This is a genomic window from Pseudonocardia sp. N23 (assembly GCF_002583555.1).
GTDB lineage: Bacteria > Actinomycetota > Actinomycetes > Mycobacteriales > Pseudonocardiaceae > Pseudonocardia.
Window position 1 is genome coordinate 1 of sequence record NZ_BEGX01000029.1, and the last position, 14,873, is coordinate 14,873.

Genomic DNA, 14,873 nt, shown 5'->3' on the forward strand with positions numbered 1-14,873 from the left:
GACCACGACCGGTCGAGCTGCCACCGGCGCGTCAGCACCGGGGTCAGCGGATCGACGGCAGGGGGCGCGGTGTCCGTGGTTTCGGTCATCACTTCTTCTCCGGAAGCGGCGGCAGCGCGGGGTGCTCGGCGGGCCGGGCGGGTGCCGCCCAGCCGCGCTCGTCGGCCAGCACCGCGCCGCGGACGGTCTCGACCGCGATCGACGGGCCCTCGGCGACGGCAGCCAGGTCGGGGTGGAACCCCGCCAGCTCCAGCTCGACGGTCCGCAGGTCGGTCAGCGGGGCGCCGCGCGTCGGGTGCGGCTTCTCGCCGCGCCGCAGCGCGTCGACGAGCTCCTCGGCCGACTCGACGGACTGGTTGTCGAAGTACTCGTAGTTGACCTGGATGACCGGCGCCAGGTCGCACGCCGCCAGGCACTCCGCGTGCTCGAGGGTGATCGAGCCGGGGCTGCCGGGCTCGCCCACGGTCTCCTCGTGGCCGAGCGGGCGGCCCTCGGTGCCCAGACGCTCCTGCAGCCGGGCGTAGATGGCGTCGCCACCCATTGCGGCGCACAGGGTGTTGGTGCACACGCTCACCAGGTGCTCACCGCACGGGTTGCGCTTGTACATCGTGTAGAAGGTCGCGACCGCCGAGACCTCGGCCGTCGTGATCTCCAGCATCTCCGCGCAGAAGCGGATGCCGTCCTGGCTGACGTGGTTCTCCACCGACTGCACCAGGTGCAGCATCGGCAGCAGCGCCGACCGCGACTGCGGGTAGCGGGCGATGATCTCCTTCGCCTGCTGCCTTGTCACCTCGCCGAACGACGGCGACGCGATCGGCCCGTCGGCGGCCTCGGGGTTCCAGGTCACCTCGTCGGGCCCGGTCACCTCGCGCGCGTTCATCTCCGGGTTGCCCTCGGGGAGCGTCATCGATCAACACCTCCCATGACGGGGTCGATCGACGCGACCGCGGCGATGACGTCGGCGACCATGCCGCCCTCGCTCATGGCGGGCATCGTCTGCAGGTTCACGAAGCTGGGCTCGCGCAGGTGCACGCGCACCGGCCGGGTGCCACCGTCGGACACCAGGTGGACGCCCAGCTCGCCGCGGGGTGACTCGACGCAGGAGTAGACCTGCCCCGCCGGCACGTGGAAGCCCTCGGTGACCAGCTTGAAGTGGTGGATCAGCGACTCCATCGACTGACCCATGATCTTGCGGACGTGCTCGAGCGTGTTGCCCATGCCGTCCGAGCCGATCGACAGCTGCGCGGGCCAGGCGACCTTGCGGTCCTCGACCATCACGGGGCCGGGCTCGAGCCGGTCGGCCGCCTGCTCGATGATCTTGAGCGACTCGTGGATCTCGGCGACCCGCACCAGGTAGCGCGAGTAGCAGTCGGCGCCCGTCTCGGTCGGCACCTCGAAGTCGTACGTGTCGTAGCCCCAGTAGGGCTCGACCTTGCGCTGGTCCCACGCCAGACCGGCCGACCGCAGGATCGGGCCGGTCGCGCCGAGGGCCAGGCAGCCGTCGATCGGGAGGTAGCCGACGCCCTCGAGGCGCTGCTTCCAGATCGGCTGCCCGGTGAGCAGCTTGTCGTAGTCGCCGAGGCGCTCGTGGAAGACCTTGATGAACTCGTCGATCTTCTCGCGCCAGTCGTCCGGGAGGTCCTGGGCGAGCCCGCCCGGCCGGAAGAACGCGTGGTTCATCCGCAGCCCGGTCAGGTACTCCAGCAGGTGGAGCACCTCCTCGCGCTCACGGAAACCGGCCGTCATGCCGGTCAGCGCGCCGAGCTCCATGCCGCCGGTGGCCAGGCACACCAGGTGCGAGCCGATCCGGTTGATCTCCATGAGCATCACGCGGATCGTCTGCGCCCGCTGCGGTGCCTCGATGCCCAGCAGCTTCTCGACGCCCATCACGTACGCGGCCTCGTTGAACAGCGGTGCCAGGTAGTCCGCACGCGTCACGAACGTGACGCCCTGCGTCCACGTCCGGTACTCGCAGTTCTTCTCGATCCCGGTGTGCAGGTAGCCGATCACGGACCGGGCCTGCGTGACGGTCTCGCCCTCGAGCTCCAGCACGAGCCGCAGCACGCCGTGCGTCGACGGATGCTGCGGGCCCATGTTGATGACGATGCGGTCGTCGTGCTCGGAGTCGACGATCGAGTCCCAGTCACCGCCGGTGACGGTGTAGATCGTGCCCTCGGTGGTCTCGCGTTCCGGGGCGTAGGCGTCGGTCTCGGGAGTCGTCACGAGTAGGCCCGCCTCTCATCGGGCGGAGGAATCTCCGCGCCCTTGTACTCCACGGGAATCCCGCCGAGGGGGTAGTCCTTGCGCTGGGGGTGGCCGTCCCAGTCGTCCGGCATGAGGATGCGGGTCAGCGCCGGGTGGCCGTCGAAGACGATCCCGAACATGTCCCAGGTCTCGCGCTCGTGCCAGTCGGCCGTCGGGTAGACCTCGACGACGCTGGGCAGGTGCGGGTTCTCCGCCCCGCCGTCCCAGTCGAGGACGACCTCGAGCCGGACGCGCCGCCGGTAGGTCATCGACAGCAGGTGGTAGACGACGTGCATCCGCTCCGGCACGTCGACCCCGTAGTCGACCGCCGACACCGCCGAGCACAGCTCGTAGCGCAGCGACGGGTCGTCGCGCATCGTCCGGCAGACCTCGAGGATCTTCTCGGCCGCGATGTAGAAGGTGATCTCGCCGCGGTCGATCGTCACCTGCTGGATCGCGCCGCGGGTGCCACGCTCGTCGAGGGCCGCGACGAGGTCGTCGGCCACGTCGTCGAACCAGCCGCCGAAGGGGCGCTCGGCCGGTGCCGGCACGTGGGCGGGCAGCCGCAGGCCGCTGAAGCCGGAGGTGTCGCCGCTGCCGCGGACACCGAACATGCCCTGGCGCGCACGACCCGCAGGGGCCGAGCGGGTGCCGCCCTCGACGGCCTGGTCGCCCAGCCCCGCGAGCTCGGTCGTCCCGGCCTCGGGCTCGGTGCCGCCGTTGGCGACGTGCGCCTCCTCGTCGGTACCGCTGCGGTCGGCCGACGACTGCTCGCCGCCGGTCGGTTCCGCACCGCCCTTGTCGTCCTTGGAGGTGCCGGCGGTTCCGCCGGGACCCGTACGTTCGGTCATCGCCGGCTCACTTCTTCTTCGTCGTCGCGTACTTGATCGACGACGGGATCATCGGGGTCTTGTACCCACTGGCGGCCAGCTCTGCGGCACGCTTCGGGCCGAGGGGCTCGTCCATGATCTTCGCGTGGATCTTGAGGATCGCATCCATGAGCATCTCCGGGCGCGGCGGGCAGCCCGGCAGGTACATGTCGACGGGCACGACGTGGTCGACGCCCTGCACGATCGCGTAGTTGTTGAACATCCCGCCCGACGACGCGCACACGCCCATCGCCAGCACCCAGCGGGGCTCGGGCATCTGGTCGTAGATCTGGCGCAGCACCGGCGCCATCTTGTTGCTGACGCGACCCGCGACGATCATCAGGTCGGCCTGTCGCGGGGAGGCCCGGAAGACCTCCATGCCGAAGCGCGCCAGGTCGTAGCGGGGCGCGCCGGTGGTCATCATCTCGATCGCGCAGCACGCCAGCCCGAAGGTGGCGGGCCACAGCGACGACTTGCGCGTCCAGTTGACGAGCTTCTCGACGCTGGTGAGCAGTACCCCGCTGGGCAGCTTCTCCTCGAGTCCCATGTGTTTCGCCTCAGTTCCAGTCCAGGCCGCCGCGTCGCCACACGTACACGTAGGCGAAGCCGACCGTGACGATGAACAGCACGATCTCCACCAGCCCGAACAGGCCGAGCAGGTCGGCGCTGACGGCGAACGGGTAGAGGAAGACCATTTCGATGTCGAAGAGGATGAACAGCATCGCCGTCAGGTAGTACGCGACGGGCATCCGGCCGGCCCCGACCACGGGCTGGGGCGACGGCTCGATCCCGCACTCGTACCCGTCGAGCTTGGCGCGGTTGTAGCGCCGGGGGCCGATGAGCGGAGCGGAGGCGACGGATCCGACCGCGAACGCGCCGGCCAGCACGGCCAGCAACACGATCGGGAGATAGGGATCGAGCATCGGTAACACCCTCGCCGTTGGTGATGCGGTGACTTTTGCGTGGTGGGAGATCTACGTCTTCGGGATCGATACCGCCGCCCGGACCTTATGGTGCGGTGGATCACCCCTCAGAAGTCAGGACAGCCTTACTTCAAGGTCCCGACCACCTGTTCCTCGTGGTCGCGGGCCGGTCGACACGGCCGCTCCCGGACGGAGTCCTCGTCCCGTCCCGCCGCCGTGTCCTGTCGATCTCACGGACCGCCGCCGCAACGGATCGGGGGGACCAGAACCCGGCCGGAGCCGGTCGACGTGCTCCCGCCGCCCCCGCGCACGCGCCATCCGCACCCGGGCGGGCGACTGCGCCGGCACCGGGCGCTCCTCGCCGCGCCGAGGCGCGAGTGGTGGGGCCGAGGGCGACCATGTGGCTCCTTGTGAACGGATTCACGAAGTCCGGACGAGAGTCTATGCTCCGCGTCCAGCCCTGGACGCGGCACCATGGCCAATGGGTGGCCGAGTGCTCGGACGACCGTCGAAAGTCACGCCAGCGTGCCCGCTCCGGCCCCGACCGGCCTCCCCCGCTGAGGGGGGAGAAGCGGTCATAACGAAACGGTGTCGCGGAGCCCTCGCGCTGCTACGACCAGGGCTGAACCCCGTTCGACCGGCCCGGGGGCGGCGTGCGGCGGGTCCCCCGGGCGGGGGGACCGCGTCAGACGCGGCGGGCGCGGTGCAGCGCGACCGCACCGAGAGCGAGATCACGCCACGCCACGTCGGTCCAGCCGGCACCGGCGATGATCCGCGCCAGATCGGGCTGCGCGGGCCAGTCCCGGATCGACTCCGCGAGGTAGGTGTAGGCCTCCGGGTTCGACGACACCCGCCGCGCCACCGCCGGCAGCACCGCAGCCAGCACCACGTCGTGATAGGCCACCCGGAACGGCCTCCACGTCGGCGTACCGAACTCGCACACCACCAGGCGGCCGCCCGGCCGCGTCACCCGGGCCATCTCCCGCAGGGCCGCCGCGGTGTCGACGATGTTGCGCAGCCCGAACGAGATCGTCACCGCGTCGAAGACGCCGTCACCGAACGGGAGGCGCATCCCGTCGGCCGCGACCTTCGGCACGTCGCGGCCGGCGCCGGCGCGCAGCATCCCCAGCGAGAAGTCGGCCGCGACGCACCAGGCGCCCGAGCGGGCCAGCGACACCGTCGAGACGGCGGTGCCCGCGGCGAGGTCGAGGACCTTCTCCCCCGGGCGGGGGTCGAGCGCGGCGCGGGTGAGGTCGCGCCAGCGGCGGTCCTGCCCGCCCGTCAGCACCGTGTTGGTCAGGTCGTAGCGCTTCGCCACGCCGTCGAACATCGCCGCGACGTCGTCGGGTCGCTTGTCCAGGTCCGCACGTGCCACACCGGAAACGCTACGCGGCGACGGAACCGACGGCACCGAGGGTCGCGAGCATCGACGTCACCGACGCGGGCCAGCCGTACTCCTCCGCCCTCTCGCGCGCCGCGCAACGCCCGGCCTCGGCGTCCGCATCGAGCAGGTCCGCGACGGCTGCGGCGAACGCGCCCGCGTCATCGGCCGCCGCCGCCCCGGCCGGCCCGGCCACGATCTCCGGCAGCGCCGACGACGCCGACACCACCACCCGGGTGCCGCTGGCCAGCGCCTCCAGGGCCGAGAGCCCGAACGTCTCGTGCGGTCCCGGTGCCAACGACACGTCGGCCGACGCCAGCAGCGTCGCCAGCCGGGACCGGTCGGGCACGAAGCCGAGGAACGTCACCGGCAGGCCCGCCGCCCGCCGCGCCATCGCCGCACGCCGCGGCCCGTCGCCCGCCACCACGAGCCGCGCGTCCACCCCGTCACGACGCAGCGCGGCGACGGTGTCGACGCTGCGCTCCGGGTGCTTCTCCGGCGACAGCCGTCCGCAGTGGACGACCAGGGCCTCCGCGTCCCCACCGAGACGGTGGCGCAGGCCGCGGTCGTGCCGGTGCGGGGTGAACGTCGTCAGGTCCACGCCCAGCGGCACCTGCGCCACGTTGCACGCCCCGATGCGGTCGAACTCCGCGCGCGCGAACGCGGTCGTGCACACGACAGTGTCGTAGGCCGCCGCCATTCGCGCGTTCGCCGCGTCGGCCACCGCGACCGCTGCCCGGCCGGGCAGCAGGAACTGCCCCAGCAGCCGGTCCAGCCGCTCGTGGGAGACGACGACGCTCGGGACCCCGCGCCGCGACGCCCACTCCCCCAGACCGCGCAGGGTCAGCCGGTCCGACACCTCGATCGCGTCCGGGTCCAGCCGGTCCAGCAGCCGGCGCACCCGCCACGGGTCCACCGCCCGGTAGCCGCCCGTGCCCGGCAGCTGCGGTGCCGCGACCGTCACCCGCCGCACACCCGACGGGAGCAGCTCGTCGGCCGCCGCGGGACCCGGCACGACCAGCACCACCTCGTGACCCCGCGCCACGTAGCCCGCGCCCAGGTGGTGCAGCGCCGTGCGCAGCCCACCCGAGCGCGGCCCGTAGAAGTTGGCCAGCTGGGCGATCCGCACGTCAGGCCGCCCGCCGGTCCGCCGCCGCCCCGACGACGTCGGAGTAGTGGACCAGCAGCTCGTCGCACACCGTCGTCCAGGTGCGGCGCAGCACCGACCGCCGCGCCGCGGCGCCGTACACCGCCCGCAGCCGCGGGTCGCACAACGCCTCGACGGCCGCCCGCAGCTGCGCGTCCGCCTCGTCGGCGGACGGGTCGCCCACGTCGGTGCCGTCGGGGCGCGGCGGCACCAGCATCCCCGTCCGCCCGGGGAGCACCAGGTCACGCGGGCCGCCCGCGTCGGGCGCGACCACCGGCAGCCCCGAGGACAGCGCCTCCTGCACCGCCTGGCAGAACGTCTCCGACGGGCCGGTGTGCACGAACACGTCCAGCGACGCGTAGATCGCGGCGAGCTCGTCGCCACCACGGAACCCGAGCATCGCCGCGCCCGGCAACGTCGACCGCAACCGCTCCTCGCTCGGCCCCGACCCCACCACCACGACCCGCACCCCGGGCATCCCGGCCAGCGTCGCGAGCCGCTCCACCTGCTTCTCCGGGGCCAGCCTGCCGACGTAGCCGACGAGGATCTCCCCGTCCGGCGCCAGCTCGTCGCGCCACCGCTGTGACCGTTTCGACGGGGTGAACCGGCTGGTGTCGACGCCACGCGCCCACTGGTGCACCCGAGGCACCCCGCGCTCGCGCAACGCCTCCGTCGCCCAGCTCGACGGCGCCAGCGTCCGGTCGGCCTGCGAGTGCAGCCGGCACGTCCACCGCCACGCCGCCCGGGCCGTCAGCCCCAGCCCGTACGACGAGGCGAACCCCGCCACGTCCGTCTGGTAGACCGCGACCGTCGGGATGTCGAGCCGCCGCGCCGCCGCCAGCCCGCGCGCACCCACGACGAACGGCGCCGCCAGGTGCACCACGTCCGGGGCGAACCGGCGCAGCGCCGTGAGGATGCGCCTGCTCGGCACCCCCACGGGCATCGAGTTGACGACGGGCAGGTCCACCGCGGGCACCCGCACGACCTCCACGTCGCCGTGCCGGCCGGACTCCCCGGTCCCGGGGGCGATGACGAGAGCCTCGTGCCCGCCCTCGGCCAGGTGCTCGAGCACCCTCAGCACCGAGTTCGTGACACCGTTGACGACCGGCAGGAAACACTCGGAGACGATCGCGACGCGCACCCCCCGACGGTGTCGCAGCCGGTCCCCCGCAGCCCGACGCCCGCGCGTCGCGCCACGGAACACCCGCCGAACACCCGGTGCGCCCGCTCGACCTCGCGGGACCGCCCGACCGGAGCGGACACGATTGGCCGGGTGCTCCACGTCACGTCATCCGCACGTCGCGCCCGGGACACCCTGATCCACGACCCTCCGGTGGCATGACCGTCGTCGACCGAGACCACCTCCCCCGGGCGAAGATCCAGATGCCAGTCCCGGCACCCGCCGATCCCGGGCTGCTGTCCCGGGCGCTGGACGTCGCCGGCCGGCTCGCCAACGACGCCGCCGAGGTCATCGCGGCGACGTCCGGGCGCTCCGCCGGCGGAGTCCCGCCCGGCGCGACCGGCAAGGCCAACCCGTTCGACTGGGTGACCGACACCGACCGCACCCTCGAACGGCACACCCGCCGCGTGCTCGCCGCCGAGTTCCCCGGCGTCCCCGTCGTCGGCGAGGAGTACGGCGCCGACGCCGGGGCCGAGCACGCGCCGCTGCGCTGGGTCGTCGACCCCGTCGACGGCACGGCCAACTACGTCGCCGGGTTCCCCTGGTGCGCCTACAGCCTCGCCCTCGTCGACGCCGACGGCCCCGTCGTCGGCGTCGTCGCCGACCCCAGCCGCGCCCACCTCTACGCCGCCGCCCGCGGCCGCGGGGTCCGCGCCAACGGGACCGTCGTGCGCGTCGCCGACCGCGACGACGCCGCCGGTGGCCTCGTCTGCGCCGAACCCGCCACCGAGCCGCTGCTGCGCGCCGCCCGGGCCGGGCACGCCGGCGTCCGCGTCCTCGGCTCGTCCGCGCTCGCGATCACCCAGGTCGCGACGGGCCGGGCCGTCGCCGCCGTCCTCGAGGGCTACCAGGTGTGGGACGTCGCCGGCGCCCTCGCCCTCGCCCTCGGCGCCGGCGCCGTCGTCCTCGACCGGTCCGGGCGACCGGACCCGATGCCCACCGGGGCCATGCTCGTCGCCGCACCCGGTGTCGCCGACCAGGTCATGAGCTGGTGGACCGGCTGACGTAGCGTCGCGGCATCGCCGCCACGTCCCTCGCGGTCCGGGCCACCCCGTTCCTGTTCGTCCTCATCTGGTCGTCCGGGTTCGTCGTCGCCCGGCTCGCCGCCCCGCACGCCGACCCGCTGACGTTCCTCGTCGTCCGTTATGTCGGCGTCGTCGTCCTGATGCTCGTGCTCGCGCTCCTCGCCAGGGCCGCGTGGCCGTCGTGGCGCCGCGCGGGACACCTCGCCGTCGCCGGGATCGGCATCCAGGCCGGCTACCTCGGCGGCGTCTGGGTGGCGGTCGCGCAGGGGATGCCGTCGTCGGTCACCGCGCTCGTCGTCAACCTGCAGCCCGTGCTCACCGCGCTCGCCGGCTGGGCCGCGGGCGAACGGATGGGGCCGCGCCGCGCCGCGGGGCTGGTCCTCGGCTTCCTCGGCGTGACACTCGTCGTCGCCGAGAAGCTCACGACCTCCGGCATCACCACGGTCACCCTCGCCCTGTCCGGCGGGGCGCTGCTCGCCATCACCGCGGGCACCCTCTACCAGAAACGCTTCTGCCCCGACTTCGACCTGCGCACCGGGCAGGTCGTGCAGTTCGTCGCCTCGATCGTCGTGACCGCGCCGTTCGCGCTCGCCTTCGAGGACCTCCGCATCGACTGGACGCCCGCCGTGATCGGGGCGCTCGTCTGGTCGGTCGTCGTCCTCACCGGCGGCGGCATCTCACTGCTGTTCCTCATGCTCCGCCGCGGTGCGGCATCCCAGGTGACGACGTACTTCTACCTCGTCCCCGCCATCACCGCGGTCATGGCGTTCCTGATGTTCGGCGAACGGCCCGGCTGGGTCGCCGTCGCCGGCATGGCGGTCACCGTCATCGGGGTCGCGCTGGCCGCACGGTCACCGGTCCGCACGCGCGACGCACCGCCCGGCTGACCCGTCAGACCCGCGCCGCGTCGACCGGCCGGCCGGCGTCGGCCGCGGCGACGTCGCGCTCGGCCCGGCGCCTGCGCAACCACCACGCCCACGCCCCGAACACCACCCACACCCCGGCCGCCGTCCCGAGCAGCACCGGCAGCCGGTCGAGCGCGCTGCGGCCTGCGACCCGCACCAGCGACGGCTTCTCCGTCGAGTACTCGACGATGATCGTCGACCCCGGCTCCAGCCCCCGCGGGTACATGACGCCGCGCTCCGGGACCACCGCCTGCCCGTCGGGCAGCGTGAACCGCACCAGGGTGCGGCTGAAGTTCGAGCCGTCGAGCACCGTCGCGGCGGTGAACGCCCGGTTCGACGCGATCGCCCGATCGTCCAGCAAGGCCCCCACGAACGCCAGCGCCACCAGCACCGTGACCAGCACCGCGAACCCCGTGACGCACTCCGGCTTGTGCCTGCGCAGCCACGCCCCGGCGGCACGGAGCGTCGATCCGACCGCTTCGATCAGCTCGCTCCCGCTGCCCGACACGAGAGCCGAGTCTAGGTCGATCCGCGCGTGTGGCGTCCCCCGCACCTGCCGGGGCCCGCGCGCATCACCGCCACGAGCCGCCTACCCTCGGGTGATGTGACCGTCGCACCGTCCCCGTCGCCGCTGCGAGTGCGGACCCGCCCGGTGGACGACGTGGGCCGCCTCCTCGACCTGCTGCCCGACGACCGCCCCCTCTCCTGGGTGCGAGACGGCGAGGGGCTCGTCGGGTGGGGTGAGGTCGCCCGCTTCACCGGCACCGGCGCGGGCCGGTTCGCCGAGGCCGACGCGTGGTGGCGCTCCTTCGCCGCACGTCTCGACGTCCACGACGACCTGGAGATCCCCGGCACCGGCGCGGTCGCCTTCGCCAGCTTCACCTTCGCCGACCGCTCCCCCGGGTCCGTGCTGATCGTGCCCCGGGTCGTCGTCGGCCGCCGCGACGGACAGACCTGGATCACCGAGTTCGCGGGCGACGGTGTGCCCGCCGCCATGCGCCGCGCCATGCCCGTCCGCGCCGGCGGCGCCCTGCGCTACGACGACGGCAACATGACCGTCGCCCGCTACCGGCGTGCCGTCGCCGAGGCCGTCTCCCGGATGCGGGCCGGCGAGCTCGACAAGGCGGCGCTGGCCCACGACCTGCTCGCCGTCGCCGACGAGCCGCTCGACCCCCGCTACCTCCTCGCAGGCCTCGCCCACCACTACCCGACCTGCTGGGCCTACTCCGTCGACGGGCTCGTCGGCGCCACCCCCGAGCTGCTGCTGCGCCGCGAGGGCGACGTCGTCTCCTCCCGGGTGCTGGCGGGCACGATCTGGCCGGGCTCGCAGGACGGCGCCGACATCGGGGCCACCCTGCTGGCGTCGGCGAAGGACCAGCGCGAGCACGCCTTCGCCGTCGACTCCCTCGCCGCGACACTGCGCCCGCACTGCACGACCCTCGACGTCCCCGACGAACCCTCGATCCTGGCGCTGCACAACGTGTCGCACCTGTCGTCGGACGTGCGCGGCGAGCTGCGCGACGGCGCCTCGCTGCTGACGCTGGCCGCCGACGTGCACCCCACCGCCGCCGTCGGCGGCACCCCCCGCGCCGCCGCGCTGCGGGTCATCGCCGAGCTGGAGCGGATGGACCGTGGCCGCTACGCGGGTCCCGTCGGCTGGCTCGACGCGGCGGGCGACGGCGAGCTGGGCATCGCCCTGCGCTGCGCCCAGCTCGACGGCCGCACCGCCCGGCTCTTCGCCGGCTGCGGGATCGTGGCCGACTCCGACCCCGACACCGAGGTCAGCGAGGCCGCCGCCAAGCTCGTCGCCGTCCGCGAGGCCCTGGAGGGCAGCGTCACCGACTGACGCCGGACCCGGGCGCCCCGCGCGACCGAGGCTGCGACCCCACAGCCGCGCGCAACCTCACTGGCGCCGGCGTCGTTCTCCGAGGTCGCCACGGTCGACCCACGTGCGCGCCGGTGGGACGCCGGCACCGAACGCGGCCGGGGTACCGGTTCGTTCCTGATCCTGGGGACGTCGGGCGACGACACGGTCGTCGGTTCCGGGCGCGGTGGCTGCATCGCGGGCGGCGCCGGCGACGACACGGTGTCCGGCGGCGCGGGTGCCGACCGGCTGCGCGGCGGCGCGGCGCGGACCGGTTGCCCGGAGGTCCGGGTTGCGGCGACCCGTCGGCGGTGACGGGTGTGGGTCAGAGGGCGGTCAGGGCCTCGTCGACGACGGCGCGGAGGCGGGCGTGGCCCGCGCGCAGGCCGGCGCGTTCGGCGCGCACCTCGACCAGCATCCGGCCCGCGGGCTCGCCCAGGACCTCGGGAAGCTTTGCGGGGTCGTCGACGGCGGTGTGGGCGATGCCGACCGCCGCGCAGAGCGCCGCGACGTCGACGGTGTGCGGGGTCCCGAAGACCCGCTCGAACGACGCCGAGTGCGCGGGGGCACCCTGCTCCAGCAGGCTGAAGATGCCGCCGCCACGGTCGTTGAGCACCACGAAGGTCAGGTCGGGGTCCGGTTCGCCGGGGCCGAGGACGAGGCCGGTGGTGTCGTGCAGCAGCGTCAGGTCGCCGAGCAGCGCGAAGGTCGGGCCGCCGTGGGCCAGCGCGACACCGGTCGCAGTGGACACGGTGCCGTCGATCCCCGCGACCCCCCGGTTGGAGACGACGGTCGTCCCCGCCCGTGGGATGGCCGCCAATGCCATGTCGCGCACCGGGTTCGACGAGCCCAGGACGAGCGCGGACCCGTCGGGGACGGCGGCGGCCAGCGCGCGGGCGAGCCGCAGGCCGGTGGGGGCGTCGTGGTCGTCGAGGGCGGCGTCGAGGGCGGCGGAGGCGATGCGGTCGGCGACCCGCCACCGGTCGAGCCACCCGGGCACCGGGGTCGTCGCCGGCAGCGAGCCGATGCCGCGCACGGTGGCGGCGACGTCGGTCCAGGGGGTGCCGTCGTCGATCGCGTACACGGCGACGTCCGGGTCGGCGAGCAGGCGCTGGACGGGCCGGTGCAGCGTCGGCCGGCCGGCCACGACGACCTGCGCGGGCCGCAGGCCCGCGTCCCCGACGAGCCAGGGCCCGGCGCGCAGCCCGGCGTCCCAGTAGCCCGACGACGGTTCGGCGACGACGGGCAGGCCGTCGAGCCGTAGCCCCTGTGGCGCACCGGGTCCGGCAACGACGAGCGTCGGCGCTGCGGGGTCGAGCGGCAGCGGTTCGGCGACGGCGGGCACCCGCGCGGGCATCGCCGTCCAGGGGCGGGCGCCGGGGCGGCCCTCGAGGGTCTCCGCCCAGCCGGGATCGCCGTCGGGCACGAGGGGTTCGGCGAAGGGCACGTTGAGGTGCACGGGCCCGGGACGGACGCCGACGGCCGCGGCGACGGCTCTGTCGACGGCGGAGCGCCACCGCGCCTGCTGGCCCTCCTCGGCCCGGGCGACGGCGACGACGGCGGAGTGCCGCACCGCCGTCCCGAACACCCCGTCCTGGACGACGGTCTGGCTGGCGCCGGTGCCGACGAGCTCGGGCGGGCGATCGGCGGTGAGCGCGACGAGCGGCACCCCCGAGTAGGAGGCCTCGAGGATCGCGGGGTGCAGGTTGGCGACGGCGGTGCCCGACGTCGTGCAGACGGGGACCGGACGTCCGGAGCGCAGCGCGAGGCCGAGGGCGAGGAAGGCCGCGGTGCGTTCGTCGATGCGGACGTGGAGCCGCAGCGTTCCGGCGGCGTCGGCCTGCTGGAGGGCGATCGCGAGGGCGGCGTTGCGCGAACCCGGGCACAGCACGGCGTCGACGACGCCGCACCTCACCAGCTCGTCGACGATCACCCGTGCCTGGGCCGTCGAAGGGTTCACCGGGTCCATTCTACGAACGGACGAATCCCGGACGCCTGCCCGCCGCCTACTGTCGAGAGCCGGATCACCTGGGCGGAGGCGCGCATGGGCACGGACGGGTTCTGGGACGACGCCGAGCGGCACCTGGTCCGCTACGGGGGCGCGTTCGCCCCGGTGGTGGTGGAACGGGCGGCGGGATCGTTCGTGTACGACTCCGCGGGACGGGCGATCCTCGACTTCACGTCGGGCCAGATGAGCGCGGTGCTGGGGCACTCGCACCCCGACGTCGTCGCGACGGTCCGGGAGTCGATCGGCACGCTCGACCACCTGTTCAGCGGCATGCTGTCGCGGCCCGTCGTCGACCTGGCCCGTGAGCTCGCCGCGAGCCTGCCGGACCCGCTGGAACGGTCGCTGCTGCTCACCACGGGCGCGGAGTCCAACGAGGCCGCGCTGAAGATGGCGAAGCTCGCCACGGGCGGCTGGGAGATCGTGAGCTTCGCGCAGTCGTGGCACGGGATGACGGGCGGTGCGGCGTCGGCGACCTACAGCGCGGGTCGTCGCGGCTACGGCCCGCCGATCCCCGGCAACCTCGCGATCCCGGCGCCGTACCCGTACCGGAGCGTGTTCGGCGACGACTGGCGCACCGAGCTCGACGTGGCCTGGGACCTCGTGGACCGGCAGTCGGCCGGGGCGTTGGCGGCGTGCCTCGTGGAGCCGATCCTGTCGTCGGGCGGAGTGCTGGAGCTGCCCCCGGGCTACCTCGCCGCGTTGCGCGCCAAGTGCGACGAGCGCGGCATGCTGCTGATCCTCGACGAGGCGCAGACCGGCATCGCCCGCACCGGCACGATGTACGCCTTCGAACGCGACGGCGTCGTCCCCGACATCCTGACCCTGTCGAAGACGCTCGGCGCGGGCCTGCCGCTGGCCGCGGTGGTGACGTCGGCGGACATCGAGCAACGCTGCCACGAACGCGGCTTCCTCTTCTTCACGACGCACGTCTCCGACCCGCTGCCCGCCGCCGTCGGGCTCACGGTGCTCGACGTCGTCCGCCGCGAAGGTCTCGTCTCGCGGGCCGCGGAGCTGGGCGGACGCCTGCGCACCGGCCTGACCGAACTCGCGAGCCGGCACGACTGCATCGGCGAGGTCCGCGGCCGCGGCCTGCTGCAGGGCATCGAGCTCGTCACCGACCGGACCACGAAGGACCCCGCCGACGACCTGGGCCGCGCCGTCACCACGGAGTGCCTGGACCTGGGCCTGCACATGAACGTCGTGCAGCTGCCGGGGATGGGCGGGGTGTTCCGGATCGCGCCCCCGCTGACCGTGTCGGACGCCGAGGTCGGCCTCGGGCTGGAGATCCTGGACCAGGCTCTGACGAAAGCCGTTGCCCCGTGACGTA

15 protein-coding genes are annotated in these 14,873 nt (G+C 74.0%); 5 read left to right on the forward strand and 10 right to left on the reverse strand.

What is annotated here, in order from left to right; translation table 11 throughout:
* Positions 1 to 88 precede the first annotated feature (88 nt).
* The 8 genes from nuoE to TOK_RS09210 form a co-directional block, all read right to left on the reverse strand.
* Positions 89 to 907: an NADH-quinone oxidoreductase subunit NuoE gene (nuoE, locus tag TOK_RS09175; protein ID WP_098957387.1), complete on the reverse strand. Its 819-nt coding sequence runs from the start codon at positions 905 to 907 to the stop codon at positions 89 to 91.
* Positions 904 to 2,223 carry an NADH-quinone oxidoreductase subunit D gene (locus TOK_RS09180; RefSeq protein WP_098957388.1) on the reverse strand — a complete coding sequence of 440 codons (1,320 nt, stop codon included), beginning with the start codon at positions 2,221 to 2,223 and terminating at the stop codon, positions 904 to 906. The genes nuoE and TOK_RS09180 overlap by 4 nt, the downstream gene beginning before the upstream one ends.
* A complete protein-coding gene (locus tag TOK_RS09185) occupies positions 2,220 to 3,095 on the reverse strand; it encodes an NADH-quinone oxidoreductase subunit C (RefSeq protein ID WP_098957389.1) in 876 nt (291 codons plus the stop codon). The genes TOK_RS09180 and TOK_RS09185 overlap by 4 nt, the downstream gene beginning before the upstream one ends.
* A 7-nt stretch (positions 3,096 to 3,102) precedes the next feature.
* On the reverse strand, positions 3,103 to 3,660 hold the full coding sequence (locus tag TOK_RS09190) for an NADH-quinone oxidoreductase subunit B family protein (RefSeq protein ID WP_098957390.1): 558 nt from the start codon (positions 3,658 to 3,660) through the stop codon (positions 3,103 to 3,105).
* Positions 3,661 to 3,670: 10 nt separating this feature from the next.
* Positions 3,671 to 4,036, reverse strand: coding sequence for an NADH-quinone oxidoreductase subunit A (locus TOK_RS09195; RefSeq protein WP_098957391.1), 366 nt, complete (start codon positions 4,034 to 4,036; stop codon positions 3,671 to 3,673).
* A 685-nt stretch (positions 4,037 to 4,721) separates the two neighbouring features.
* Positions 4,722 to 5,411: a demethylmenaquinone methyltransferase gene (locus TOK_RS09200; RefSeq protein ID WP_098957392.1), complete on the reverse strand. Its 690-nt coding sequence runs from the start codon at positions 5,409 to 5,411 to the stop codon at positions 4,722 to 4,724.
* A 10-nt stretch (positions 5,412 to 5,421) separates the two neighbouring features.
* Positions 5,422 to 6,546 (reverse strand): glycosyltransferase, encoded by a 1,125-nt coding sequence (locus TOK_RS09205; RefSeq protein WP_098957393.1) that lies wholly within the window; start codon positions 6,544 to 6,546, stop codon positions 5,422 to 5,424.
* Between the two features lies 1 nt (position 6,547).
* Positions 6,548 to 7,705 (reverse strand): glycosyltransferase family 1 protein, encoded by a 1,158-nt coding sequence (locus TOK_RS09210; RefSeq protein WP_098957394.1) that lies wholly within the window; start codon positions 7,703 to 7,705, stop codon positions 6,548 to 6,550.
* A 197-nt stretch (positions 7,706 to 7,902) separates the two neighbouring features.
* On the opposite strand from TOK_RS09210, the gene TOK_RS09215 reads away from it, so the two are divergent.
* Entirely contained in the window at positions 7,903 to 8,748 is an 846-nt protein-coding gene (locus TOK_RS09215) for an inositol monophosphatase (RefSeq protein WP_253258276.1), read from the forward strand.
* A 53-nt stretch (positions 8,749 to 8,801) separates the two neighbouring features.
* The gene (locus TOK_RS09220) at positions 8,802 to 9,656 is read left to right on the forward strand and encodes a DMT family transporter (protein WP_374754878.1); all 855 of its coding nucleotides are present in this window, start codon (positions 8,802 to 8,804) and stop codon (positions 9,654 to 9,656) included.
* A gap of 4 nt (positions 9,657 to 9,660) precedes the next feature.
* On the opposite strand, the gene TOK_RS09225 is transcribed toward TOK_RS09220, so the two are convergent.
* The gene (locus tag TOK_RS09225) at positions 9,661 to 10,182 is read right to left on the reverse strand and encodes a DUF3592 domain-containing protein (RefSeq protein ID WP_098957396.1); all 522 of its coding nucleotides are present in this window, start codon (positions 10,180 to 10,182) and stop codon (positions 9,661 to 9,663) included.
* A 96-nt stretch (positions 10,183 to 10,278) separates the two neighbouring features.
* Between TOK_RS09225 and TOK_RS09230 the strand changes: the two genes are divergently transcribed.
* Positions 10,279 to 11,520 (forward strand): isochorismate synthase MenF, encoded by a 1,242-nt coding sequence (locus TOK_RS09230; RefSeq protein ID WP_253258277.1) that lies wholly within the window; start codon positions 10,279 to 10,281, stop codon positions 11,518 to 11,520.
* 213 nt (positions 11,521 to 11,733) lie between these two features.
* Entirely contained in the window at positions 11,734 to 11,853 is a 120-nt protein-coding gene (locus TOK_RS35295; RefSeq protein WP_374754879.1) for a hypothetical protein, read from the forward strand.
* Positions 11,854 to 11,863: 10 nt separating this feature from the next.
* Here the strand turns inward: TOK_RS35295 and menD are convergent, their stop codons facing one another.
* Positions 11,864 to 13,498, reverse strand: coding sequence for a 2-succinyl-5-enolpyruvyl-6-hydroxy-3-cyclohexene-1-carboxylic-acid synthase (gene menD / locus TOK_RS09235; RefSeq protein ID WP_098957595.1), 1,635 nt, complete (start codon positions 13,496 to 13,498; stop codon positions 11,864 to 11,866).
* A gap of 84 nt (positions 13,499 to 13,582) precedes the next feature.
* Between menD and TOK_RS09240 the strand changes: the two genes are divergently transcribed.
* On the forward strand, positions 13,583 to 14,869 hold the full coding sequence (locus TOK_RS09240; protein ID WP_098957397.1) for an aspartate aminotransferase family protein: 1,287 nt from the start codon (positions 13,583 to 13,585) through the stop codon (positions 14,867 to 14,869).
* Positions 14,870 to 14,873 lie beyond the last annotated feature (4 nt).

Bases quoted from the DNA above. Each gene is read 5' to 3' on its own strand.
- TOK_RS09190 (WP_098957390.1), bottom strand. From the start codon at position 3,660: ATGGGACTCGAGGAGAAGCTGCCCAGCGGGGTACTGCTCACCAGCGTC.
- TOK_RS09215 (WP_253258276.1), top strand. From the start codon at position 7,903: ATGACCGTCGTCGACCGAGACCACCTCCCCCGGGCGAAGATCCAGATG.
- TOK_RS09240 (WP_098957397.1), top strand. From the start codon at position 13,583: ATGGGCACGGACGGGTTCTGGGACGACGCCGAGCGGCACCTGGTCCGC.
- TOK_RS09185 (WP_098957389.1), bottom strand. From the start codon at position 3,095: ATGACCGAACGTACGGGTCCCGGCGGAACCGCCGGCACCTCCAAGGAC.
- TOK_RS09195 (WP_098957391.1), bottom strand. From the start codon at position 4,036: ATGCTCGATCCCTATCTCCCGATCGTGTTGCTGGCCGTGCTGGCCGGC.
- nuoE (WP_098957387.1), bottom strand. From the start codon at position 907: ATGACGCTCCCCGAGGGCAACCCGGAGATGAACGCGCGCGAGGTGACC.